Below are 20821 nucleotides of genomic sequence, written 5' to 3'. Positions count from 1 at the left end.
GGGCGACCGTGCAGCCTGCGATGGATCGGGGAACGACGCATCGCGGGCCGGCGGGCGAGGCGGAGACCCTTTCGGGTGGCGAATAATTCAAGAAAATAAGAGGAGACGCACATGTCGAAATTCCATGTTCTCGCGGCCGCGCTGTTGGCGGCCTCGCTCGCGGGGAGCCGCGCCGAGGCCTTCTGTCTGTTCTCCTGCGAGCCGACCGCCGAGAACGCGCGCAAAGTGTTCGAGAATCGCGTGAAGCAGAAGTTCGACCCCGATGCGGTGGTCGAAAAGTTCGAGGTCTCCCGCTTCTGGCGGCTCGACGTGGAAGGCGCCGGACATGCGGGAGTGGAGTACTATTTCGACGCGACCGTCTCCTTCCCCAAGGGCGCGCATCTCGAATGCAGGCCGGACGAGACCGGAGCCGTGAAGCCCGGCTGCGCCACGAGCACGTTTTTTTCGACGACGGTCTCCAACCAGGAGGTCAAGGACAAGCAATACATCGAGCCGGGCGCGAAGATCGAGTTCAAGGACGAGACCCGCTTCGACGAATCGTCCAAGGGCTGGAAAGGCCAGGACGGAAATTTCTACTGATGGCGGGCTTCGCCCGCCCCTTCCCACAGCCCGCGCAAATGGTGTAGAAGGCGCGGCGTCGAGACTATGCGCGTGCCGCGGGGCGGGCGGAGCCGAGCGCCGGGAGAAAGCCGTTCATGCAACAGGTCGTCATCGTGATCCACCTCATGGTGGTGGTGGCTCTCGTCGTGCTGATCCTCTACCAGAAGTCGGAAGGCGGAGCGCTCGGCATCGGCGGCGGCGGCGGCCTGTTCACCGGCCGCGGCCAAGCCAATGCGTTGACGCGCGCGACCGGCATTCTCGGCGCGATCTTCTTCTTGACCAGCATTATTCTGACCGTGCTGCCCGCCTGGGAGCGTGGCGGCGAGGGCTTCGACGCCGGCAAGATCATCGAGCTGAAGGAAGTCCCCGCGGGGAATGCGCCGGCGACGCCCGACGCGCAGAAGCCGCCGGCGCCGGGAGCCGCCGCGCCGGGCGAGAAGAAAGAGAGCATCTTCGAGCAGCTGCAGCGCGCGCAGCAGCAGAGCGCGCCGTCCGCCGCCGAGCCGCCGGCCCTGCGTCCGGCCGACGAGCCCGCCAAGGAGCCGGAGGCGAAGGCGCCCGAGGCCAAATCCTCCGAGGGCGGCGCCGACAAGGCGCCCGCGACCGAGCCGAAGTAAGGCGATCCTGCCGGGCGGCGGCGACGAAAATGCGAACGTGAGCCGGGGAAAAGCCCGACTCACGAAAAAAAACCTTTTCCGAATCGGTCGGGAAGGCGCTAAGCGTAGGGCCCCATGGCGCGGTACATCTTCATCACCGGCGGCGTGGTCTCTTCACTCGGCAAAGGCTTGGCGTCCGCAGTGCTCGGCACGCTGCTGCAGGCGCGCGGCTACACTGTGCGGCTGCGCAAGCTCGACCCCTACCTCAATGTCGATCCGGGGACGATGAGCCCCTATCAGCACGGCGAGGTCTTCGTCACCGACGACGGCGCCGAGACCGATCTCGATCTCGGCCATTACGAGCGCTTCACCGGACGTCCGGCCTGCCGCCAAGACAATGTGACGACCGGGCGCATTTACCAGGACATCATCGCCAAGGAGCGGCGCGGCGATTATCTCGGCGCGACCATCCAGGTCATTCCCCATGTCACCAACGCCATCAAGGAGTTCGTCCTCGACGGCAATGACCATGTCGATTTCGCGCTGATCGAGATCGGCGGCACGGTCGGCGACATCGAGGGGCTGCCCTTCTTCGAGGCGATCCGCCAGCTCGGCAATGAGCTGCCGGAGAAGCATTGCGTCTACATCCATCTGACGCTGCTGCCCTATATTCCGAGCGCCGGCGAGGTGAAGACCAAGCCGACGCAGCATTCGGTCAAGGAGCTGCGCTCGATCGGCATTCAGCCGGATATTCTGCTCTGCCGCACCGACCGCGAGATTCCTCGCGAGGAGCGCCGCAAGCTCGGCCTCTTCTGCAATGTGCGCGAGAGCGCGGTGATCGAGGCGCGCGACGCCGCGCATATCTATGACGTTCCGCGCGCCTATCACGCCGCCGGGCTCGACGCGCAGGTGCTCGCCGCCTTCGCCATCGATCCGGCGCCCAAGCCCGATATGAGCCGCTGGAATGCGGTGACGCAGCGCGTCAACAATCCGGAAGGCGAGGTGACCATCGCCGTCGTCGGCAAATATACCGGTATGAAGGACGCCTATAAGAGCCTGATCGAGGCGCTCGCCCATGGCGGCATCGCCAATCGCGTGAAGGTGCGGCTCGACTGGATCGAATCGGAAGTGTTCGAGACCAGCGATCCGGCGGCCCATCTCGAGCATGTGCACGGCATTCTGGTGCCGGGCGGCTTCGGCCAGCGCGGCGCCGAGGGCAAGATTCTCGCGGCGCGCTTTGCGCGCGAAAGGCGGGTTCCCTATTTCGGCATCTGCTTCGGCATGCAGATGGCGGTGATCGAGGCGGCGCGCGCGCTCGCCGGAATCGACAAGGCCAATTCCACCGAATTCGGCCCGTGCGAGGAGCCGGTCGTCGGCATCATGACCGAATGGCTGCGCGGCAATGAGCTGGAGCAGCGCGCGGCGGGCGGCGACATGGGCGGCACCATGCGGCTCGGCGCCTATCCGGCGCATCTGAAGCCCGGCTCCCGCATCGCGAAAATCTACGGAAAGCAGGATATTTCCGAGCGCCATCGCCATCGCTACGAGGTGAACTCCTCCTATCGCGAGCGGCTCGAGGCGCATGGCCTTTCTTTCGCGGGCATGTCGCCGGACGGGCTGCTGCCGGAGACGGTCGAGATCCCGGAGCACCCTTGGTTCATCGGCGTGCAATATCACCCTGAGCTGAAGTCGCGGCCCTTCGATCCGCATCCGCTGTTCGCGAGCTTCATCGAAGCGGCCAAGGCGCAGAGCCGGCTGGTGTGAGGAATTTTTAAGCAGAAATCTCGCCGCGCGCCCTTCTCCCGCTTGCGGGAGAAGGAAGAACTCCTCGTCAGCCGCCGTTCTTCTTGGTCTGGTCGCTGGCGACGGGATGGGAGGCGTCGCTGAGGCCCTTGTCGATCTTCTCGAGAATCTTGGGCAGATCGTCGGGGTCCGGATTCATGTCGCGCGCGTGATTCCACTGGAAGCGCGCCTCGAGCTTGCGATCGACCCGCCAATAGGCGTCGCCGAGGTGATCGTTGATCACCGGATCGGAGGGCTTCAGATCGACAGCCTTCTCGAGCTCGCGGACCGCGTCCTCATAATGGCCGAGTCGGTAATAGGCCCAGCCCAGGCTGTCGACGATATAGCCGTCGCGGGCGCGCAGATCGACGGCGCGGCGCAGCATGCGGAAGGCCTCGTCCAGATTGAGGCCCTGATCGACCCAGGAATAGCCGAGGTAGTTCAGCACCAGCGGCTGGTCGGGGAAGAGTTCCAGCGCCTTTTTGAGGTCTCCCTCGGCCTGGCTCCAGTTCTTGCGCCGCTCATTGGCGATGCCGCGGTAGTAGTAGATCAGCCATTGGCTGCGGTCCTGCTGCGGCTGCAGCGCGAGGACTTTGGCGTAAGTGTCCGCAGCCTCCGCAAACAGCTTGCGCGAGCGCTGGATGTTGCCGAGCGCCGTCAGCGCCTCCTGATCCTTGGGATGCTGGGCGATGACCGATTGCAGATGGTCGGTCGCGTCCTTGGTGCGGCCGAGCGTCTCCAGCAGCAGCGCCGCCTGCACGTCGGCGTTGATGCGCAGCGGATCGGCTTTCGGCACGCTGTCGTAGAGGTCGATGGCGATCGCCTCCTGCTTCATCCGCTCGTAAATGTCGGCGAGCGTGATCGTCGCCAGCGAATTGTCGGGCGCGAGGAACAGCGAGAGGCGCAAATAGACCAGCGACGCGAGCTCGTCGCCCTGGCGGCCGCCGATCGCGCCGAGGCCGTAGAGCACCTCGGCGGCGCCTTCCTCCGCAGTGCGGACGAGCGGGGAGAAGGGCTTGCCGGCGTCTATATCGGCGATCGCCGCGGTCACGATCGGGTGGCGCGGGGAGAGATCGTCGAAAGCGCGATAGACGCGGCGCGCTTCCTCGCGGCTGCCGCGCCGAGCGAGAAAGCGCCCATAGGCGTCGACGAGCCGCAACGTATTGCGCTCGGAGCCATAGGCGGATTTGAAGCGCTTCTCCGCCTCGGCCCTGGCGTTCGGCGCGAGGTCGGCGATGAGCGCAGCGTGATAGTCGCGGAAGACCGAGAAGGGGTCTTCCTTGAGCTTATCGGCGGTCTGCAGAGCCTGCCGGGTGTCGCCGGCGCCGGCATAGGCCCAGGCGGTCAGCAGGGTGGAGGTCACGTCATGCTTGCGATCGAGCCCGCCCTTGGCCAGCGCCGCCCTCGCTTTCGCATATTTCCTGGTCTTGATGCCCTCGACGCCGAGCGCGAGATTGGCGAGCCCGTTCTTCTTGTCGTAGGAGGCGACGCGCGCGGCGAGGTCGAAGGCCTCGGCCATATTGCCATTGGCGAGCGCGGCGACAAAGGCGCGCTCGGTCAGCTCGCGATTGCGCGGATCGTCGCGGAGCGCCTCGCGGAAGAAGGTGGAGGCGGCGTGTGTGTCGCGCTCGGCGCCGGCGACGATGGCGGCGAGATAATTGCCGGACGCGCTCGCGCCGACCTCGAAGGGCGTCGCGATCGAGAGGAGGCTTTCGCGCGCATGGGCGAAGCCCTTGCCGACGAAGCCGGGGTCGCCGAAAGACAAGATGCAAAAAGCCGCGACGGCCGCCGCGCGGGTCGAGAAGCCGCGGGCGCCACGCCGCGCGGGCGCCTGAAGCGAAAAGGATTTTTTCACGTGCTGTGTTTCCCGCAAGCGGCCGGAGCGGCGCCGATTCGCCTCACACTGCGCCCCGCAGCGTCACCATCGTGAGGGAAGATGGCCGTTTTGGGCCATCCTCGCAAGTGCGAATATTCCCGCCGCCGGAGCCGAGAGCCTTATCCGATCCAATTGGACGGATAAGGCTCTAGGGTTCTTTCTTTTTGAGCGAATTCTGATCGATCGAACGATTCCGTTCGATCGGAAAGCGCTCTAGAGGCCGTGGTCCCGGCGCGCCGGGAGCGGCTGTCAGCCGCGCCCGCGCACGGCGGCGACGATCTTCTGCGCCGCGTCGTCGAGGTCGTCGGCCGCGATCACATCGAGGCCGGAGGCCGCGAGGATCGATTTGCCGAGCTCGACATTGGTGCCCTCGAGCCGCACGACCAGCGGCACGGCGAGGCCCACCTCCTTCACCGCGGCGATGACGCCCTCGGCGATCACGTCGCAGCGCATGATGCCGCCGAAAATATTGACCAGAATTCCCTTCACCTTGGGGTCGGCGGTGATGATCTTGAACGCCGCGGTCACCTTCTCCTTGCCGGCGCCGCCGCCGACGTCGAGGAAATTGGCCGGGTTCTCGCCATAGAGCTTGATGATGTCCATCGTCGCCATCGCGAGGCCGGCGCCGTTCACCATGCAGCCGATCGTGCCGTCGAGCGCGATATAGGCGAGCTCATATTTGGAGGCTTCGATCTCCTTCTCGTCCTCCTCGGTCTTGTCGCGCAGGGCGACGACGTCCGGATGGCGATAGAGCGCGTTGTCGTCGAAGGAGATCTTGGCGTCGAGGCAGCGCAGGCGGCCGTCCCTGGTGACGATCAGCGGATTGATCTCGAGCAGCTCCATGTCCTTGGCGAGGAAGGCGGAGAACAGCTTCTCGGTGAGGTCGACCGCCTCCTTCACCAGCGCGCCCTTCAGGCCGAGCGCGTCGGCGACCTTGCGGCCGTGATGCGGCATGATTCCAGTCGCCGGATCGACGGAGAAGGTCACGATCTTCTCCGGCGTCGCATGGGCGACGGCCTCGATATCCGTGCCGCCCTCGGTGGAGACGACGAAGGAGATGCGCGATGAGGCCCGATCGATGAGCAGAGAGAGGTAGAACTCCTGCGCGATATCGGCGCCGTCCTCGATATAGAGGCGGTTGACCTGCTTGCCGGTCTCGCCGGTCTGCACGGTGACCAGCGTGGCGCCGAGCATCTCCTTGGCGAAGGTCTCGACCTCCTCCGGCGAGCGGGCGAGGCGCACGCCGCCCTTGTCGCCCGCGGACGCCTCCTTGAACTTGCCCTTGCCGCGGCCGCCCGCGTGAATCTGCGCCTTCACCACGAACACCGGGCCCGGCAGCGACAGCGCCGCCTGGCGCGCCTCGCCCGCCTCGAACACGGGCGTTCCAGCGGCGACCGGGGCGCCGAACTCACGCAGAATCGCTTTGGCCTGATATTCGTGGATGTTCATCTCTTGCTCGATCCTGAATGCGATATTGGTCGCGATATGCGTCGAACCTCCGCGCGGGCGCGCGCGGGTCTCAAGCGAACGCCGGGTCCAGCGCCTTGCTCGCCGCGATGAGCGAGCGCACCGAGGCGACGGATTTGGCGAACATCTGCTGCTCGGCGGTGTCGAGGTTGATCTCGACGACGCGCTCGACGCCATGGGCGCCGATCACCACCGGCACGCCGACATAGAGATCCTGCACGCCATATTGTCCCGAGAGATAGGCGGCGCAGGGCAGCACGCGGCGCTTGTCCTTCAAATAGCTCTCGGCCATGGCGATGGCCGAGGCGGCCGGCGCATAATAAGCGGAGCCCGTCTTGAGCAGGGAGACGATCTCGCCGCCGCCCTTGCGCGTGCGCTCGACGATGGCGTCGATCCGGGCCTGGGTCGTCCATCCCATGGCGACGAGATCGGGCAGGGGGATGCCGCCCACGGTCGAGTAGCGGACCGAGGGCACCATGTCGTCGCCATGCCCGCCGAGCACGAAGGCGCTGACATCCTCGACCGAGACGTTCAGCTCCTCGGCGAGGAAATAGCGGAAGCGCGCCGAATCGAGCACGCCGGCCATGCCGACGACCTTGGCGGGGGGGAGGCCGCACACTTTCTGCAGCGCCCAGACCATGACGTCGAGCGGATTGGTGATGCAGATGACGAAAGCGTCCGGCGCATAGGTCTTGATGCCGGCGCCGACCTTCGAGACGACGCCGAGGTTGACGCTCAGGAGGTCGTCGCGGCTCATGCCCGGCTGGCGCGGCACGCCGGCGGTGACGATGACGACATCGGCCCCGGCGATGGCGGCATAATCATCCGCGCCCGAAATAGCGGCGTCGAAGCCCGAGACCGGCGAGGACTGGGCGAGGTCGAGCGCCTTGCCCTGCGGCACTCCCGACGCGATGTCGAACAATACGACGTCGCCGAGTTCTTTGAGGCCGATGAGATGAGCCAGAGTGCCGCCGATATGTCCGGCGCCGATCAATGCGATTTTCTTGCGCGCCATCGTTTCTCCTATGGGCGAGCGTCGCGAAAAACAGTGCTAGCGCGCTTTTCCACGTCTGAAAAGACGGGGACTCGCCCTGGACTGGCTTTCGCACGAAAATTGAGCAGGGCGCAGAGGCGCCGCGCCGGCAGCGCGGCTGCTCGACTCTCCGCCGCGCTGCGCGTGACCGCCGAACAAACAAGTCGAGAAATACCGCGGTGAATGGCGCGGTGAGAAATCTCCGCGCGGGCGCGCGTCACCCCGCCATCGACAGGATCAGCTCCCATTCCGCTTCGGTCACCGGCTGCACCGAGAGGCGGGAGTTATTGACCAGCACCATGGCGGAGAGCCGCGGCTCGGCTTTGATTTGCGCCAGCGTGACCGGCGTCTTCAGCGGCTCCGCGGCCTTCACATCGACCATGCCGAATTTGCCGGTTTGATCCGTGTGGTCGGGATAATAGGTCCGGATCACCTCGACGATTCCGACGATCGCCTTGTCGGCGTTGGAATGATAGAAGAATCCGCGCTCGCCGAGCTTCATCGCCATCAGCTGCTGCTTGGCGAGATGGTTGCGCACCCCGTTCCAGAAGGTGCCTTCCGCGCCCGCCGCGACCATCTGGTCCCAGGACCAGGTCGAGGGCTCGCTCTTGAACAGCCAATGCGCCATCAGAGCTCGGCTCCCACGGCGCGGCGCCAGGGCTTGACCTCGACGCTGACGAACAGGCCGGCGAGGGCGTAAGGATCGCGCGCGAGCAGCGCCCGCGCCGCCGCCGCGTCCCGCGCCTCGACGATCAGCATCGAGCCGAGCGGCTTCTCGCCGGCGGCGTCGAGAAAGGCGCCGCCGAGCTTTACCTGCGTCGCATGTTCGGCCAGAAAGGCGAGATGCGCCTCGCGCGTGGCGAGCCGCAGGGCGACATGATCGGGCTTGTCCTGGCAGAGGGCGACGAACAGCAACGGGGAACCTCGGAAAATGCGGGGAGACGCCGGCACTGTTTCAGACGGCGCCGGCGCGGTCAACCCGCGCTTCCTTGCACCCGCGCTTCCTTCCGGCCGACGAGCCGCATAGACTGGCGGCTATGACGCTGCGCCTGTCGAAAATACTCCTCGTCGCCTGCGCGGGCCTGCTCGGCCTTCTCACCGGCGTCGACAATATTCTCGATTATGCGACGAATTTCGAGGTTGTGCGACATGTCGCGTCGATGGACACGACCGGCGCCGGCGAATCGATGATGGCGCGCGCGATCGTCTCCGACACGCTCCGCCGATTGCTCTACGCCGCGATCATCGCCGTCGAGCTTGCCTATGGCGCCCTCTGCCTGTTCGGCGCGCAGCGGCTTTTCGTCGCGCGCGGGGGGAGCGCCGCGGCCTTCGAGGGCGCCAAGGGCCCGGCCGCCGCGGGCCTCACGCTCGGCGTCCTCCTCTATTTTTTCGGCTTCATGATCGTCGGCGGGGAATGGCTGCAGATGTGGCGCTCGGCCGATTGGAACTTTCAGCAGCCCGCCTTTCGTTTCCTTCTGTCTCTCGGTTTCGTGCTGGTCTTGCTGGCGACGCCGGAGCCGCGCGACGAGCCTGCCTGAGCCGGTTTGTTTGGAAAGCGTCCAATCTATCTCGTTTGACGCGCCCATTTCTCATTTTCTACATTTGTCGCCGCGATAAAGCCTTTCGCGCATCTCTCGCAATTCGGAGTTTCTCATGGCGCCCGCGTATCGACCGCTCCGACTCGCGACGCTCGCGTCCGGGGCGGTCCTCTCCTTGCTCGTCGCGGCATGGGCGACTTCCGCCGCGGCCGAGACGGGCGCCGCAGAGGGCGGGACAAGAATGGCGGCCGGCGCTGCGCCCGCCGCGGACGAGGCCGGCCTCTCGCCGCTCGAGCTCCTCGGCAAGAAGATCTTCGAGGACACGCGGCTCTCGGAGCCGCCGGGCGTCTCCTGCGCGTCCTGCCATGAGGCGAGCAAGGCCTTTCAAGGCAATAACGGCTCGCCCGTCGCTGCTCTGGCGCAGGGAAGCCGCGCCGGCGTCCTCGGCAAGCGCAACACGCCGACGCTCTCCTATATCTCTTATGCGCCGCGCTTCGGCCTGGTCGAGGAGCAGGAGGAGGAGGCGACGGAGGGTGCGCTGGTTCCGGCCGGCGGCATGTTCTGGGACGGGCGCGCCGATGATCTCGTGGCGCAGGTCGAGGGCCCGCTGCTCGAGCCGCGCGAGATGAACAATCCGTCCAAGGCGGCGGTCGTCGAGAAGATCAAAGCGGGCGATTACGCCGGGCTCGCCAAGCAGGTCTATGGCGAGTCCCTGTTTTCCGACCCGGACGTCTTCGTGAAGCTCGCGCGCGCGGTGGCCGCTTTCGAGAGCACGCCGCGCTTTCACCCCTTCGCGTCGAAATTCGACGACTTTCTGCGCGGCAAGGAGAAGCTGAGCAAGGAGGAGGCGCGCGGCTTCGCTTTGTTCATGGACAAGAAGAAGGGCAATTGCCTCGCCTGCCATGCGGGCAAGAAGGGCTCGCGCAATCCGCAGGACTGGCTGTTCACCGATTTCACCTATGACGGGCTCGGCGCGCCGCGCAATCCCGCCGTTCCCGACAATAAGGACCCGGCCTGGTTCGATCCGGGCCTGTGCGTTCGCAAGGACTTCCCGCTCGCGCCTCCGAGCTATGTCGAGGGGCTCTGCGGCCAGTTCAAGACGCCGACCCTGCGCAATGTCGCGATCACCGGGCCCTATCTGCACAATGGCGTCTTCAGCAGCCTGCGCGACGTCGTCGCCTTCTATGCGACGCGCGACACCAATCCCGAGCGCTGGTTTCCGAAGGTCGGCGGCAAGACGGCGAAATTCGATGATCTCGCGCCGCCGCACCATGAGAATGTGAATGTGAAGGAGGTCCCCTATGATCGCAGGCCCGGGCAGAAGCCGCGGCTCGACGACAAGGAGATCGACTCCATCGTCGCCTTTCTGCTGACGCTGACCGATCGGCCGCCGGGCGCGGCGCGCCGGTAGGGCGCGCCGTCGAATTCGAAGCCTTGCGCGTGCGAGCCTTCAGGCTCGCTATTGCGAAATCCTTCAATTCGACTGATGCGAGCCATTGGTCGGGCGTTGCCGAAACAGCGGCGGCTTGCGCCCTTCGCGTCGTCGACGCGCGGCCTATTTCGGTCCGATCGAAAACTGGTGTAGTGGTCTGCTTCATCGAAACTGACGGGTCTGAAAGAGCGAGCCTTCAGGCTCGCTCTTTCAGACCCGTCAGATCGACTGAATCACGCCAGTAGGCGTCCGTGTCGACGAAATCGCAAGGAGCCCGGTCCTCGCCACCCGCTGCGCGGGAGTGGGGAGTTTCGCTTCTCCAAAACGAGCCACATCCTGCATGACCGAACAGCCTTGTCCCTGCCGCGCCAAAGACGCCGAGCCGGCGCCTCTCTCCGCCTGCTGCGGCCCCCATGTCGACGGGTCGAGGCCCGCGCCGACCGCGGAGGCGCTGATGCGTTCGCGCTACACGGCCTATGCGCTCGGCGAGATCGACTATCTTCAGGACACGCTCGCGCCCGAGCGCCGCGCCGGCTTCCATCGCAAGGCGGCGACCGACTGGTCGAAAAAATCGCAATGGCTCGGCCTCGACATCGAGGCGACGAAGGCCGGCCGGCCCGGCGATCGAGACGGCTACGTCGAATTCTCCGCTCATTATACCGCAGATGGGCTGCGTCAAACGCATCGGGAGAGGGCGCTGTTCCGTTTCGACGAGGCCGATCAGCGCTGGTATTTCGTCGAAGGCGAGGCCATCAAGAGCGCGCCGGTCGTCCGGGAAGCGCGGCCGGGCCGCAATGATCCTTGTTCCTGCGGATCGGGGAAGAAATACAAGAAGTGCTGCGGCGCCGCGGCGTGATCCGCGAGCGCTCCGGCTCGTTCGGTCGTCACGGCCGCCTCATCCAGCTCGACGCCTTGCGAGGCGAGCCTGAAGGCTCGCGGTCCAGGGCGCGTTCACTTTTCCGTCTCCGCCCTATCTAAGCCGCACGCCGGCGCCGGCGCACGGCGCTCGCGTCCATGCTGCGAAAGGAGAAGCGAGATGGGGCTCTTCAATTTTTGGAATCACGCCAAGAGCGGCGAGCCGATCGCCAAGGACGCGCCCTCGCCCAAGGGCGCGTCCGACAACGCCGCGGCGCCGCCCGAGGAGCTGAGGAAGGAGATCGAGAAGCAGGGGCTCGACGCCTCCAAGATCGACATCAAGGTCGAGGGCGACAAGGTCAAGCTCGGAGGGCAGGCGCCATCGACCAGCGACGCCGAGAAGATCGTGCTCGCGGTCGGCAACACCAAGGGCGTCTCGCAGGTCGAGAGCAATATCTTGGTCGGCAAGACGGAGACCGAGTCGCTATTCTACAAGGTCCGGAAGGGGGATACCTTGTGGAAGATCGCCGAGTCGCAATATGGCGCCGGCAAGGGCGGGAAATATGAGGAGATCTTCGCCGCCAACAAGCCGTTGCTCTCCGATCCGGACAAGATCTATCCCGGCCAGGTGCTGCGCATTCCCAAGAGCGGCGGCGGGGCGCAGGCGAGCCGCTGACGCGCTACGGCCGACGGCCGGAGCATCGCCCGGCCGAACGCGCGCGCTCCCACAGCGACGCGCCGCGTCCGCGAGGCATTTATTTCCTCTTCATATCAGAACCTTGTTCTTCGCCGCGACGAAGTTCGCGCTCCTCGCCTTGACAAGGCGGGGGGCGCGTTCCTATGTCACTTCCTGCTTGTTGGCACTCGCCTCAGGCGAGTGCCAATCGGCTTTTTACGTAATCCTATCGCCCGCGCGTCGCGACGCGTCGGCTCGAGATAAAGGAAGACCACATGGCGTTCCGTCCCCTCCACGACCGGGTCGTGGTCAAGCGCCTCGAGGGCGAGGACAAGACCAAAGGCGGCATCATCATTCCCGACACCGCGAAGGAGAAGCCCGCCGAGGGCAAGGTGATCGCGGTCGGCCCGGGCTCGCGCGACGAGAGCGGCAAGCTCGTCGCCCTCGATGTGAAGGAAGGCGATCGCGTGCTGTTCGGCAAATGGTCCGGCACGGAAGTGAAGATCGACGGGGAAGATCTCCTCATCATGAAGGAAAGCGACATTCTGGGCGTCATCGCCTAAGTCGCCGACACCTCGCACTCTATTCTCTCCCACGGAGCTGAACGACAATGGCAGCCAAGGATATCCGTTTCTCCTCCGACGCGCGCGACCGGATTCTGCGCGGCGTCGACATTCTCGCCAATGCGGTGAAGGTCACTCTCGGCCCCAAGGGCCGCAATGTCGTGATCGAGAAGAGCTTCGGCGCGCCGCGCATCACCAAGGACGGCGTCACCGTCGCCAAGGAGATCGAGCTCGCCGACAAGTTCGAGAATCTCGGCGCGCAGCTCGTTCGTGAGGTCGCCTCCAAGCAGAACGACACCGCCGGCGACGGCACCACGACGGCGACCGTTCTCGCCGCCGCCATCGCCCGCGAAGGCGCCAAGGCGGTCGCGGCCGGCCTCAACCCGCAGGATTTGAAGCGCGGCATCGACCTCGCGGTCGAGGCGGTGGTCGCCGATCTCAAGAAGAACTCCAAGAAGGTCACCTCCAACGACGAAATCGCCCAGGTCGGCACCATCTCGGCCAATGGCGACTCGTTCATCGGCCAGGAGATCGCCAAGGCGGTGCAGAAGGTCGGCAATGAGGGCGTGATCACGGTGGAGGAGGCCAAGAGCCTCGACTCCGAGACCGTCATCGTCGAGGGTCTGCAGTTCGACCGCGGCTATCTCTCCCCCTATTTCATCACCAACGCCGAGCGTCTCGTCGCGGAGCTCGAGGATCCCTACATCCTCATCCACGAGAAGAAGCTGTCGACGCTGCAGCCGCTGCTGCCGATCCTCGAGGCCGTTGTGCAGACCGGCAAGCCGCTGCTCATCATCGCCGAGGACGTCGAGGGCGAGGCTCTTGCCACGCTCGTCGTCAACAAGCTGCGCGGCGGCCTGAAGATCGCGGCCGTGAAGGCTCCGGGCTTCGGCGATCGCCGCAAGGCCATGCTCGAGGACATCGCCATCCTCACGGGCGGCCAGGTCGTCTCCGAGGATCTCGGCATCAAGCTCGAGAGCGTCACGCTGCCGCTGCTCGGCAAGGCCAAGCGCATCCGCATCGACAAGGAGAACACGACGGTCATCGACGGCGCCGGCGAGAAGAAGGACATCGAGGCTCGCGTCGCCCAGATCAAGGCGCAGATCGAGGAGACCACCTCGGACTACGACCGTGAGAAGATGCAGGAGCGTCTCGCCAAGCTCGCGGGCGGCGTCGCGGTGATCCGCGTCGGCGGCGCGACCGAGGTCGAGGTGAAGGAGAAGAAGGACCGCGTCGACGACGCGCTCAACGCCACCCGCGCCGCGGTGCAGGAAGGCATTTCCCCCGGCGGCGGCGTGGCGCTGCTGCGCGCCATCGCGGTGCTCGGCGATGTGAAGGTGGCCAATTCCGACCAGAAGACCGGCGTCGAGATCGTCCGCAAGGCGATCCAGGCCCCGGCCCGCCAGATCGTCGACAATGCCGGCGGCGACGGCGCGGTCGTGGTCGGCAAGCTGCTCGAGTCCAAGGACTACAGCTTCGGCTATGACGCCCAGTCCGGCGAGTATGGCGACCTCGTGAAGCTCGGCATCATCGATCCGACCAAGGTCGTCCGCACCGCTCTGCAGGACGCGGCGTCCGTCGCGGCGCTGATCGTCACCACCGAGGCGACGATCACCGAGCAGCCGAAGAAGGACAGCGGCCCGGCCCTGCCTCCGGGCGGCGGCATGGGCGGCATGGATTTCTGATCTCGCTTCCCCGAGAGAAAACGAAGGCCCCGGAGCGATCCGGGGCTTTTTTTTCGCGATGTGCGCATGGGCACAGCGGCAAAGACTGTGTTGCGCGAAACCGGCCCTTGAGCCGCGAGCGAGAGGGCCTCTCTTCCCTCGCCCGCGCTCGAAAGCGGCCGGCGCGCCCCGCCGTCTTCTCTCGCGGACGCCCCAACCGCAGAGAAGCAGAGCAGCCCGGAGCGCGTCGGCTCCGGGCTGCGAGCTTCGCGCTCAGCGCGCGAAGGCGGTGCGGAAGGCGTCGAACAGGCCCGGCTCGTCTCCTTCGAAGAAGATGCCGCGCTCGCCGCGCGCGCGTCCGAACTCATATTTGCCCGAGAACACGAACGTCCGCTGCGGGAAGGGATGGAACAGGAAATATTTGTAGTTGTTGAGGTTGTCTATGCCGAAGGCGAAGGACAGGTGCTTGTTCCACTTGTATGAGATCTTGGTGTCGACGACGAAGAAGCGGTCGAAGCTCTGATAGACGCCATGGGCGACGTCATTATTGTCCAACGTCGTCCACATGCGGCCCTGGAAGCGGGCCGCCGCGGTGAGCGCCCAATGCTCGTCCGGCCGATAGGTGGCGGCGAGCGTCCAGCGCCAGTCCGGCACGTTCGGGACATTCTTGCCGACGACCGACGTGTTCCAGGGATAGGCCGAGGACGCGACCCAGCTGCTGTCGGCCAGGACGCGCGCATCGAGATAGGTCATGCTGCCCGAGAACTCCAATCCCTTCAGCAGCACATTGTCCTTGCGGAAGGCCAGCTCGACGCCGCGGTTGCGGATCTTGTCGACATTGCTGGTCACCGTGGAGAGGACGTTGGTCCCGGAGATATAGCTGCTCTGCGAGATGATCGCGTCGCGCACCTCCTCGTTGAAGAAGGAGACGCGCACATTGCCGTCGTCGCCGATCTTGCGTTCGATGGCGAGCTCGCTGGAGAGCGCGACCTCGGGACGCAGATTGGGATTGGGATTCACGACCTGATTGTTCACGGTGGACAGATTGTAGAGCTCCTTCACCGTGGGGAAGCGATTGGCGAGGCCGATCGATCCGGTGATCGTCCAATCATTGTCCGGAGTCCATTGCAGCGACCCCTTGGGCGAGAAGCGCGTGTGGTAGAGATTGGGCTGATAGACGACGCTCGCGCCCGACTGGTTGACGCCGTCCGACGCCTGCCAGTGCTCCCAGCGTCCGCCGACGGTGAATTTGAAGTCCGGATGGAATTTCCAGGAATCCTGCGCCCACAGCGCCTGGGTGCGCGTCGTGCCGGCGCCGAAGGTCTGAATGCTGGTCGCCGACGCCATGCCGCTCGTCCAGCTGTCGGTGTTCCAGACCGGATTGTTCAGATGGAAGTGATCGCCGTGCAGGCCGAAGCTGATATCGTGCCCTGCGAGAACGCCTTCCGGCCTGACGATCCCCTTGAGGTCGAGCAAGCTCCAATAGGTGCCGTCATAGCGCGTGTTCCGGCCGGCCTGCGAATAGCCGTTGGCGAGCGCGGTCGTGGGCTGGCGCTGGTCCGATTGCAGATAGGTGAAATGCGCGGCCGAGACCTCGAAGTCGAACAGGCCGCGGGTGTTGGACTTCACCGCCAGCGCATTGGTCAGCATCTTCTCCTGGATGCGGTAGTATCCCGAGCCGAAGCTGGACCTGGACGAGGCGACGGAGAAGCTTTCCGTCCCCGGCGCGAGATAATTTTCCGGGACCGAGGTCCCGTCATTCGACCAGAAGCCGAGCGTATAGGTCGCGCGGATGGTCGGCGAGAAATCATAGGCGAGCTTCAATTTGGCGTTGATCTGGTCGTTCTCCAGATTGCCGGTGCTGCCGACCACCACATTGGGCGAGCCGAATTTGTTCGTCGCCCAATAGGCGCCGGGATACATGGTTCCGGCGCCGGTGGTCGCGAAGCTGAGCGGCTGCGTCGTTCCATGGGCGTAATTTGCGGAGACGAACCAGGAGAAATCGCCGACCTTGTCGCCGACCGAGGCGCTCGTCACCTCGGTGTGCAACAGTCTGCTCGTTCCGTAGAGAGAGTAATCCTGCAGAGAGACGGTCTGCTTGGCGGTCACTTCGAGCTTGTCGGGCATGCGCGTCGTGATCTGCAGCACGCCGCCGAGCGAATTGCCCGGATATTGCGCCGCGAACGGGCCGTAGAGCATGTCGACGCGCTCGATCTCCTCCGGCGCGACGAGGCCCCAGCGCGGGGCGCCGATGGTATTGTCATTGCCGATGAGCGCGGTGAGCAGAAGATCGTCGGCATAGACGAGGCTGCGCGCGCTGGAGCCGACGCCCCAGGTGCGCGTCTGCAGCACCGCCTGCGTGTCGCCGTTGTTGCGCTTGCGCACGAACAGGCTCGGCAGATATTTGACCACGTCCTCGGTGTCGATGACGTTGATCTTGTCCTCGATGTCCTTGCGCGTGACGCTCGCCACCGTATTGGGAAGCTTGAATTTCTCGACGAAGGCCGGCGTGCCGTCGGCGCGCGTCGGCGACCAGGTCGCGGCGCGCCCGCTGTCCGACGGCGCGGCGCCGACGTCGATGGTCGGCAGCGATTCCTGCGCGAAAGCCGGCGCGACGGAACACGCGCAGACGATGAGGAGCGCGCCGGCGGAAACGCCGCGCAGCAGATGATGACGGTGCATTGAACAGGTCCTTCTCTGGCGCCCGCGCGGGACGCGTGCCGAAAGCAGGCGCCGGCGGCGCCGCGACATGAGACTTTCGTCGGATCAGGAGAAGGCGGAGGGCGGGGCGCGGGCCGACGCGTTGCGGTCGACGTGGGCGAACACCAGTCCTTTCGAATAGTCGAATGACAGCCGAGCGCCGGCGGCGACCGGGAGCCTCTCGAGCGACAGAAGCGTCGTGGCGAGCGGAGGATCGCCCGAGCCGAACACGCAGAAGGAGCAGTGTCCGTGTCGATGGCCCGTCTCGTGCTGCGGCGCCTGCTCGGAGGCGTTGCCGGCGTAGGTTTGAGAGCGCGCCTCGCCATGGGAGAGGACGCACAGCCTGGCGCCGCCGCTCGCCGCAGGCGCGGACGCGCTCGCTGCGAGCTGCGCCAGCAGGGCGAGGCCGAACAGGAGACGAGCGAGAAAAGCGAGCGCCATTGCGGGTGAATACGCCGTTAACCGTGACGAGACGAGCGGCGCTCATTTGAGCGCAGCGGCAGGCAAATCCAAGACCTTGCAGATTGTCAGAAGTTAAAAAATCCGTTAAGAGACATTTATGTCACAGGGCGGAGGCCACAGAGCAGCAGTGCGCGCGATCTTCGCGATCGTCGCCGCTTGCGCGCTCGTTTTGAGCCTTTGCGCCGCCGTTGCGCCGCATGCGTCGGCTCGCACGGGCGTTCGCGGGGCCGCGCAGAGCATCGCCGTCCTGTGTCACGAGAGCGGCGCGCCGCTCGCCTCCGCGGACGACGCCGGCGCGCCGGACAAGAGCGGCTCCAGGAAGCCGATTTCCTGCCCTTGCTGTCTCGCCGCGCATGCGGGCTCCGCCGTGCTGCCGGAGCGTTTCGCCCTGCTGATGCGGCTCGAGCCGAAGGCTAGTCCCGCCGTTTATTGCTCTTTCCCGAAATCGCTGCCGCGCTTCGCGCTGCGCCAGACCGTCAATTGCGCGCGAGCGCCGCCGGCTGTCTCGCAGCTCGCCTGACGGACGCTTCGCGCGCAGCGCGGTGGCGATGACGAATTCGGATCGCGCGCTGCTCCGCGTCGGAGCGCGCCGGCGATCGAACGGCAAGACGACAATCAAGAAAATCAATGCAGATCGCCGGCTTCGCCGCGCGATCGGGGAACCCCGAGCACGAGTGCGTCTCATGGAATATTCTTCGATTTCACCGGTAACGATGTTCATGAACGCCGGGCCTGTCGGCAAGGCGGTCATGGCGATGCTCATTCTCGCCTCGGTATGGACATGGGTCCTCATCGTGGAGGGGATCGTCGCCGTTCTGCGCATCTCCAGAGCGGCGCGCTCCGTCCGCGCGGGCGGGCCGGCCGGACTGCTGGCGCCGATCGAGGCGGCCGGCGAGCACGCCGGATCGTTCGACCTTCCCGGCGAATCGATCGGCGAGAAGCGCGAGCGCGTCGCCGAGATCATGAGCCGCGTGGGTCGCGAATTGCTGACCCATGCGGAAGGCGGCCTGCCCAATCTCGCGGTGATCTCGTCGGTCGCGCCCTTCGTCGGCCTGTTCGGCACGGTGTGGGGCATCATGACGAGCTTCGCCGGCATCGCCCAGTCGCAGGACACGAGCCTCGCGGTGGTCGCGCCCGGCATCGCCGAGGCGCTCGCCGCCACCGCCTATGGACTCGCCGCCGCCATTCCGGCCTCGGTCGGCTATAACCGGATCGGCGCGGCCTTCGCCCGCGCCGGCCAGCAGGTGGCGCATTACGTCGAGGACAAGGCGCTCGCCATCACCAGCGAGCACGCGGTTCCGGCGCGTCAGCGGGAGGCCGCGTGATGGCCGGCATGCCGACGCGCTTCAAGAACGGCGACAGCCTCTATCAGCCGCTCTCCGAGATCAATGTGACGCCGCTCGTCGACGTCATGCTGGTGCTGCTCATCATTTTCATGGTGACCGCGCCGCTGCTCGCCAAGGGCATGAAGGTCAACCTGCCGCAGTCCAAGGCCGCGCAGCCGCTCAATCCCAAGGAGCCGATTGTCGTGATCGTCTCCAAGGACGGCAAGGTGGCGCTCGGCTCGGACGAGGTCGCGCCGGACCAGCTCGTCGCGCTGGTGCGCGCGGCGATGGGCGACGACTTGAGCCGCGTCGTGCATCTGCGCGGCGACAAGGAGGCCAATTACGGCGAGGTGATCGCGGTGATGGACAGGCTGGCGATGAATGGCATCACGCATCTCGCGATTCTGACCGACTCGCGCAGCAAGGTCCCCGCGGCGGCGATCGCCGCGCCCGCCTCCGCTGCGGCTCCGGCCGCGAGCGGGGCTCCGGCGGCGGCGGGAGGTGCGGCGAAATGACCGACCTGACCTTTTCCTCCTTCGAGAGCGGGATGGGCGGCGACCACGCGCCGCCGCCGGTGAAGCCGCCATGGCTGCGCGCGGCGAGCTTCGCCGGAGTCGTCGCGGCGCATGCGGGAATAGCCTATTTGCTGCTGAAGCTGGCCGTGCCGGCGATCTCGACGCTCGACTCGATCAGCATGGAGCTCATTCCGCAAGGCGATTACTTCGAGCAACAGGAGCTGGCGGCGGCGGAGGAAGAGCCGCCGCCGCCCGAGGAGATCGAGCAGCCCGATCTCGCCATCCCGCCGCCGCAGGTGATGGCCCCCGACGCGCCGGCGCTGCCGCAGCAGAAGGAAGTGGTCGAGCAGAAGAAGAAAGCGGTCGAGCGCAAGCGCGAGGCCGAACGCGACAAGAAGCGCGAGGCCCAGGCGGCGCGGCGCATGGGCGCGCCGGAAGGGCAGTCGGGATCGAGTGGAATGTCGACGGCAGCCTATAAGGCGCTGCTGGCGGCCGCGATCCGCCGCCACGCGCCCGACGTGTCCGCGCTCGGGGAAGGCACGGTCGATTGTTCGTTCCACGTGACTGCCGGCGGCACTATCACAGGAGTGTCGGTGTCGGGGACGTCTCCCGCCCAGGTCGCGTTGGTGCGGCGTGCCCTCGCCTCCGTGCATGCGCCCCCGCCGCCTGGCGGCGGTTTCGACGCCAGTCAGCACTTCCATTTTCACGGAAACTAAAGATGCGGAGAAACGCCTAAATGAAACAGCTCTTTATGATTGCCGCCCTCGTGATCGGCGGCCCCGCTATCGCGGCCGAGGGCGATGCGCCGGCGCCGCCGGCTGACGCAGCCCCGGCCATGGCCGACCATGGCGCTATGGAGAAGCCCGCCCAAAAGAAGCCGAAGAGCCACGCCGCCATGGGCGAGGAGAAGGGCAAGGACAAGGCCAAAGGAACCGAGGCCAAGACCGAGAAGAAGACGAGCGAGCAGAAGCCCGCTCTGTCCAAGACGGCCTATGCCAAGCTGCTCGCCGCCGAGATCAAGCGGCACACGCCCCCGAGCTCCGATGCGCAGACCGGCTCGATCCATGTAGCCTTCACGGTCGGCTCCTCGGGCCGCATCGTCTCGCACAAGGTGCAGTCGGCGTCCAATCCGGCGCTGGAGCCGGTGGTCGGGCATATTCTCGCCTCGGTGCGCACGCCGCCGCCGCCCGGCGGCTCCTTCTCCGCAGTGCAGGAATTCAACTTCCATTGACGGCAAGCGGCACGGCCTTCGGCGAGCGTCGGGACCGCGCCAACCCTACGGACCGATGATGAAGCGCATCACTCTCGCCCTTTTGTGCGGGCTCCCGTTTCTGTGCGGCGCTGCGGCCGCGGTGGAAGGCAAGGCCGGTGAGACGAAGCCGGCGGCTGCGCCGCCCGCGGCGTTCTCCGGCCTGTCGCAGAGCAAGTTTCTCGGCCTGCTCTACAGCGAGATCGCCAAGCGCACGCCGATGAACAATACGTCGGGCCCGGGCTCGGCGACGGCCAATTTCCACATCGACGCCGCCGGCCGCGTCGACAAGGTGACGATCGCGCGCTCCAGCAGCGCCAAGCATGCGGAGCTGGTGCGCAAGATCCTCACCGGACTGCAAGCCCCGCCGCCGCCGGCGGGGTCGTTCGAAGGCTCGCAGACGTTCAATTTTCATTGAACGAGCGTCGTCCGGATCGAAGGGGGCACAAGAGCGAGCCTGAAGGCTCGCGGTCCAAGCGCGGCCCTGG

22 protein-coding genes are annotated in these 20821 nt (G+C 65.9%); 15 read left to right on the top strand and 7 right to left on the bottom strand.

Translation table 11 applies throughout. The features are described 5' to 3' along the window. The first annotated feature begins 111 nt into the window (after positions 1–111). The 3 genes from K3F48_RS15580 (at position 112) to K3F48_RS15570 (ending at position 2960) form a co-directional block, all read left to right on the top strand. The gene (locus K3F48_RS15580; protein ID WP_222576351.1) at positions 112–579 is read left to right on the top strand and encodes a hypothetical protein; all 468 of its coding nucleotides are present in this window, start codon (positions 112–114) and stop codon (positions 577–579) included. Positions 580–695: 116 nt separating this feature from the next. Then, entirely contained in the window at positions 696–1217 is a 522-nt protein-coding gene (gene secG / locus K3F48_RS15575; RefSeq protein ID WP_222576350.1) for a preprotein translocase subunit SecG, read from the top strand. A 114-nt stretch (positions 1218–1331) separates the two neighbouring features. After that, on the top strand, positions 1332–2960 hold the full coding sequence (locus K3F48_RS15570) for a CTP synthase (protein ID WP_222576349.1): 1629 nt from the start codon (positions 1332–1334) through the stop codon (positions 2958–2960). Positions 2961–3027: 67 nt separating this feature from the next. Here the strand turns inward: K3F48_RS15570 and K3F48_RS15565 are convergent, their stop codons facing one another. The 5 genes from K3F48_RS15565 to K3F48_RS15545 all read right to left on the bottom strand — a co-directional run bounded on the left by K3F48_RS15565 (position 3028) and on the right by K3F48_RS15545 (position 8269). Beyond that, a complete protein-coding gene (locus K3F48_RS15565; protein WP_222576348.1) occupies positions 3028–4833 on the bottom strand; it encodes a tetratricopeptide repeat protein in 1806 nt (601 codons plus the stop codon). A gap of 270 nt (positions 4834–5103) precedes the next feature. After that, the gene (gene sucC / locus K3F48_RS15560) at positions 5104–6303 is read right to left on the bottom strand and encodes an ADP-forming succinate--CoA ligase subunit beta (protein WP_222576347.1); all 1200 of its coding nucleotides are present in this window, start codon (positions 6301–6303) and stop codon (positions 5104–5106) included. 70 nt (positions 6304–6373) lie between these two features. Then, on the bottom strand, positions 6374–7336 hold the full coding sequence (gene mdh, locus K3F48_RS15555) for a malate dehydrogenase (protein ID WP_222576346.1): 963 nt from the start codon (positions 7334–7336) through the stop codon (positions 6374–6376). A 235-nt stretch (positions 7337–7571) separates the two neighbouring features. Then, positions 7572–7982 carry an EVE domain-containing protein gene (locus K3F48_RS15550; RefSeq protein WP_222576345.1) on the bottom strand — a complete coding sequence of 137 codons (411 nt, stop codon included), beginning with the start codon at positions 7980–7982 and terminating at the stop codon, positions 7572–7574. Further along, complete coding sequence (locus tag K3F48_RS15545) at positions 7982–8269, bottom strand: YciI family protein (protein WP_222576344.1); 288 nt, start codon at positions 8267–8269, stop codon at positions 7982–7984. Before K3F48_RS15545 ends, K3F48_RS15550 begins: the two co-directional genes overlap by 1 nt. Positions 8270–8391: 122 nt before the next feature. On the opposite strand from K3F48_RS15545, the gene K3F48_RS15540 reads away from it, so the two are divergent. The 6 genes from K3F48_RS15540 to groL all read left to right on the top strand — a co-directional run bounded on the left by K3F48_RS15540 (position 8392) and on the right by groL (position 14103). Beyond that, entirely contained in the window at positions 8392–8892 is a 501-nt protein-coding gene (locus K3F48_RS15540) for a DUF2165 family protein (RefSeq protein ID WP_222576343.1), read from the top strand. A gap of 241 nt (positions 8893–9133) precedes the next feature. Further along, on the top strand, positions 9134–10303 hold the full coding sequence (locus tag K3F48_RS15535) for a cytochrome-c peroxidase (protein WP_255609168.1): 1170 nt from the start codon (positions 9134–9136) through the stop codon (positions 10301–10303). A 361-nt stretch (positions 10304–10664) separates the two neighbouring features. Beyond that, positions 10665–11180, top strand: coding sequence for a YchJ family protein (locus K3F48_RS15530; RefSeq protein ID WP_222576341.1), 516 nt, complete (start codon positions 10665–10667; stop codon positions 11178–11180). A 180-nt stretch (positions 11181–11360) separates the two neighbouring features. Further along, positions 11361–11855 carry a peptidoglycan-binding protein LysM gene (lysM, locus tag K3F48_RS15525; protein WP_222576340.1) on the top strand — a complete coding sequence of 165 codons (495 nt, stop codon included), beginning with the start codon at positions 11361–11363 and terminating at the stop codon, positions 11853–11855. A 275-nt stretch (positions 11856–12130) separates the two neighbouring features. Further along, the gene (gene groES / locus K3F48_RS15520) at positions 12131–12418 is read left to right on the top strand and encodes a co-chaperone GroES (RefSeq protein WP_222576339.1); all 288 of its coding nucleotides are present in this window, start codon (positions 12131–12133) and stop codon (positions 12416–12418) included. 47 nt (positions 12419–12465) lie between these two features. Continuing rightward, the gene (groL, locus tag K3F48_RS15515) at positions 12466–14103 is read left to right on the top strand and encodes a chaperonin GroEL (RefSeq protein ID WP_222576338.1); all 1638 of its coding nucleotides are present in this window, start codon (positions 12466–12468) and stop codon (positions 14101–14103) included. 252 nt (positions 14104–14355) lie between these two features. Here groL and K3F48_RS15510 read toward each other — a convergent pair whose 3' ends face one another. Together K3F48_RS15510 and K3F48_RS15505 are read right to left on the bottom strand one after the other, a co-directional pair. Beyond that, a complete protein-coding gene (locus tag K3F48_RS15510; protein WP_222576337.1) occupies positions 14356–16764 on the bottom strand; it encodes a TonB-dependent receptor in 2409 nt (802 codons plus the stop codon). An 84-nt stretch (positions 16765–16848) separates the two neighbouring features. After that, positions 16849–17223 carry a DUF2946 family protein gene (locus K3F48_RS15505; RefSeq protein WP_222576336.1) on the bottom strand — a complete coding sequence of 125 codons (375 nt, stop codon included), beginning with the start codon at positions 17221–17223 and terminating at the stop codon, positions 16849–16851. A 148-nt stretch (positions 17224–17371) separates the two neighbouring features. On the opposite strand from K3F48_RS15505, the gene K3F48_RS15500 reads away from it, so the two are divergent. The 6 genes from K3F48_RS15500 (at position 17372) to K3F48_RS15475 (ending at position 20751) form a co-directional block, all read left to right on the top strand. Then, a complete protein-coding gene (locus K3F48_RS15500; protein ID WP_222576335.1) occupies positions 17372–17764 on the top strand; it encodes a DUF2946 family protein in 393 nt (130 codons plus the stop codon). A 163-nt stretch (positions 17765–17927) separates the two neighbouring features. Further along, a complete protein-coding gene (locus tag K3F48_RS15495) occupies positions 17928–18569 on the top strand; it encodes a MotA/TolQ/ExbB proton channel family protein (protein ID WP_222576334.1) in 642 nt (213 codons plus the stop codon). Beyond that, positions 18569–19084: a biopolymer transporter ExbD gene (locus K3F48_RS15490; RefSeq protein ID WP_222576333.1), complete on the top strand. Its 516-nt coding sequence runs from the start codon at positions 18569–18571 to the stop codon at positions 19082–19084. Before K3F48_RS15495 ends, K3F48_RS15490 begins: the two co-directional genes overlap by 1 nt. Further along, positions 19081–19800, top strand: coding sequence for an energy transducer TonB (locus K3F48_RS15485; protein WP_222576332.1), 720 nt, complete (start codon positions 19081–19083; stop codon positions 19798–19800). Before K3F48_RS15490 ends, K3F48_RS15485 begins: the two co-directional genes overlap by 4 nt. Positions 19801–19820: 20 nt before the next feature. After that, positions 19821–20315 carry an energy transducer TonB gene (locus K3F48_RS15480; RefSeq protein ID WP_222576331.1) on the top strand — a complete coding sequence of 165 codons (495 nt, stop codon included), beginning with the start codon at positions 19821–19823 and terminating at the stop codon, positions 20313–20315. A gap of 55 nt (positions 20316–20370) precedes the next feature. Next, complete coding sequence (locus tag K3F48_RS15475; RefSeq protein WP_255609166.1) at positions 20371–20751, top strand: energy transducer TonB; 381 nt, start codon at positions 20371–20373, stop codon at positions 20749–20751. Positions 20752–20821: the final 70 nt, after the last annotated feature.

The organism is Methylosinus sp. Sm6 (genome assembly GCF_019802345.1).
Lineage (GTDB): Bacteria > Pseudomonadota > Alphaproteobacteria > Rhizobiales > Beijerinckiaceae > Methylosinus.
The sequence above is the reverse complement of the archived record's forward strand: the minus strand, read 5'-3'. Positions and strand labels throughout refer to the sequence as shown.

Excerpts from the sequence above, each read along its gene's own strand:
- groL (WP_222576338.1), top strand. The coding sequence starts at position 12,466 with ATGGCAGCCAAGGATATCCGTTTCTCCTCCGACGCGCGCGACCGGATT.
- K3F48_RS15530 (WP_222576341.1), top strand. The coding sequence starts at position 10,665 with ATGACCGAACAGCCTTGTCCCTGCCGCGCCAAAGACGCCGAGCCGGCG.
- K3F48_RS15485 (WP_222576332.1), top strand. The coding sequence starts at position 19,081 with ATGACCGACCTGACCTTTTCCTCCTTCGAGAGCGGGATGGGCGGCGAC.
- K3F48_RS15570 (WP_222576349.1), top strand. The coding sequence starts at position 1,332 with ATGGCGCGGTACATCTTCATCACCGGCGGCGTGGTCTCTTCACTCGGC.
- secG (WP_222576350.1), top strand. The coding sequence starts at position 696 with ATGCAACAGGTCGTCATCGTGATCCACCTCATGGTGGTGGTGGCTCTC.
- K3F48_RS15535 (WP_255609168.1), top strand. The coding sequence starts at position 9,134 with ATGGCGGCCGGCGCTGCGCCCGCCGCGGACGAGGCCGGCCTCTCGCCG.
- K3F48_RS15505 (WP_222576336.1), bottom strand. The coding sequence starts at position 17,223 with ATGGCGCTCGCTTTTCTCGCTCGTCTCCTGTTCGGCCTCGCCCTGCTG.
- mdh (WP_222576346.1), bottom strand. The coding sequence starts at position 7,336 with ATGGCGCGCAAGAAAATCGCATTGATCGGCGCCGGACATATCGGCGGC.
- lysM (WP_222576340.1), top strand. The coding sequence starts at position 11,361 with ATGGGGCTCTTCAATTTTTGGAATCACGCCAAGAGCGGCGAGCCGATC.
- K3F48_RS15580 (WP_222576351.1), top strand. The coding sequence starts at position 112 with ATGTCGAAATTCCATGTTCTCGCGGCCGCGCTGTTGGCGGCCTCGCTC.
- K3F48_RS15495 (WP_222576334.1), top strand. The coding sequence starts at position 17,928 with ATGGAATATTCTTCGATTTCACCGGTAACGATGTTCATGAACGCCGGG.
- K3F48_RS15540 (WP_222576343.1), top strand. The coding sequence starts at position 8,392 with ATGACGCTGCGCCTGTCGAAAATACTCCTCGTCGCCTGCGCGGGCCTG.
- K3F48_RS15510 (WP_222576337.1), bottom strand. The coding sequence starts at position 16,764 with ATGCACCGTCATCATCTGCTGCGCGGCGTTTCCGCCGGCGCGCTCCTC.
- sucC (WP_222576347.1), bottom strand. The coding sequence starts at position 6,303 with ATGAACATCCACGAATATCAGGCCAAAGCGATTCTGCGTGAGTTCGGC.
- K3F48_RS15480 (WP_222576331.1), top strand. The coding sequence starts at position 19,821 with ATGAAACAGCTCTTTATGATTGCCGCCCTCGTGATCGGCGGCCCCGCT.
- K3F48_RS15475 (WP_255609166.1), top strand. The coding sequence starts at position 20,371 with ATGATGAAGCGCATCACTCTCGCCCTTTTGTGCGGGCTCCCGTTTCTG.
- K3F48_RS15490 (WP_222576333.1), top strand. The coding sequence starts at position 18,569 with ATGGCCGGCATGCCGACGCGCTTCAAGAACGGCGACAGCCTCTATCAG.
- groES (WP_222576339.1), top strand. The coding sequence starts at position 12,131 with ATGGCGTTCCGTCCCCTCCACGACCGGGTCGTGGTCAAGCGCCTCGAG.
- K3F48_RS15550 (WP_222576345.1), bottom strand. The coding sequence starts at position 7,982 with ATGGCGCATTGGCTGTTCAAGAGCGAGCCCTCGACCTGGTCCTGGGAC.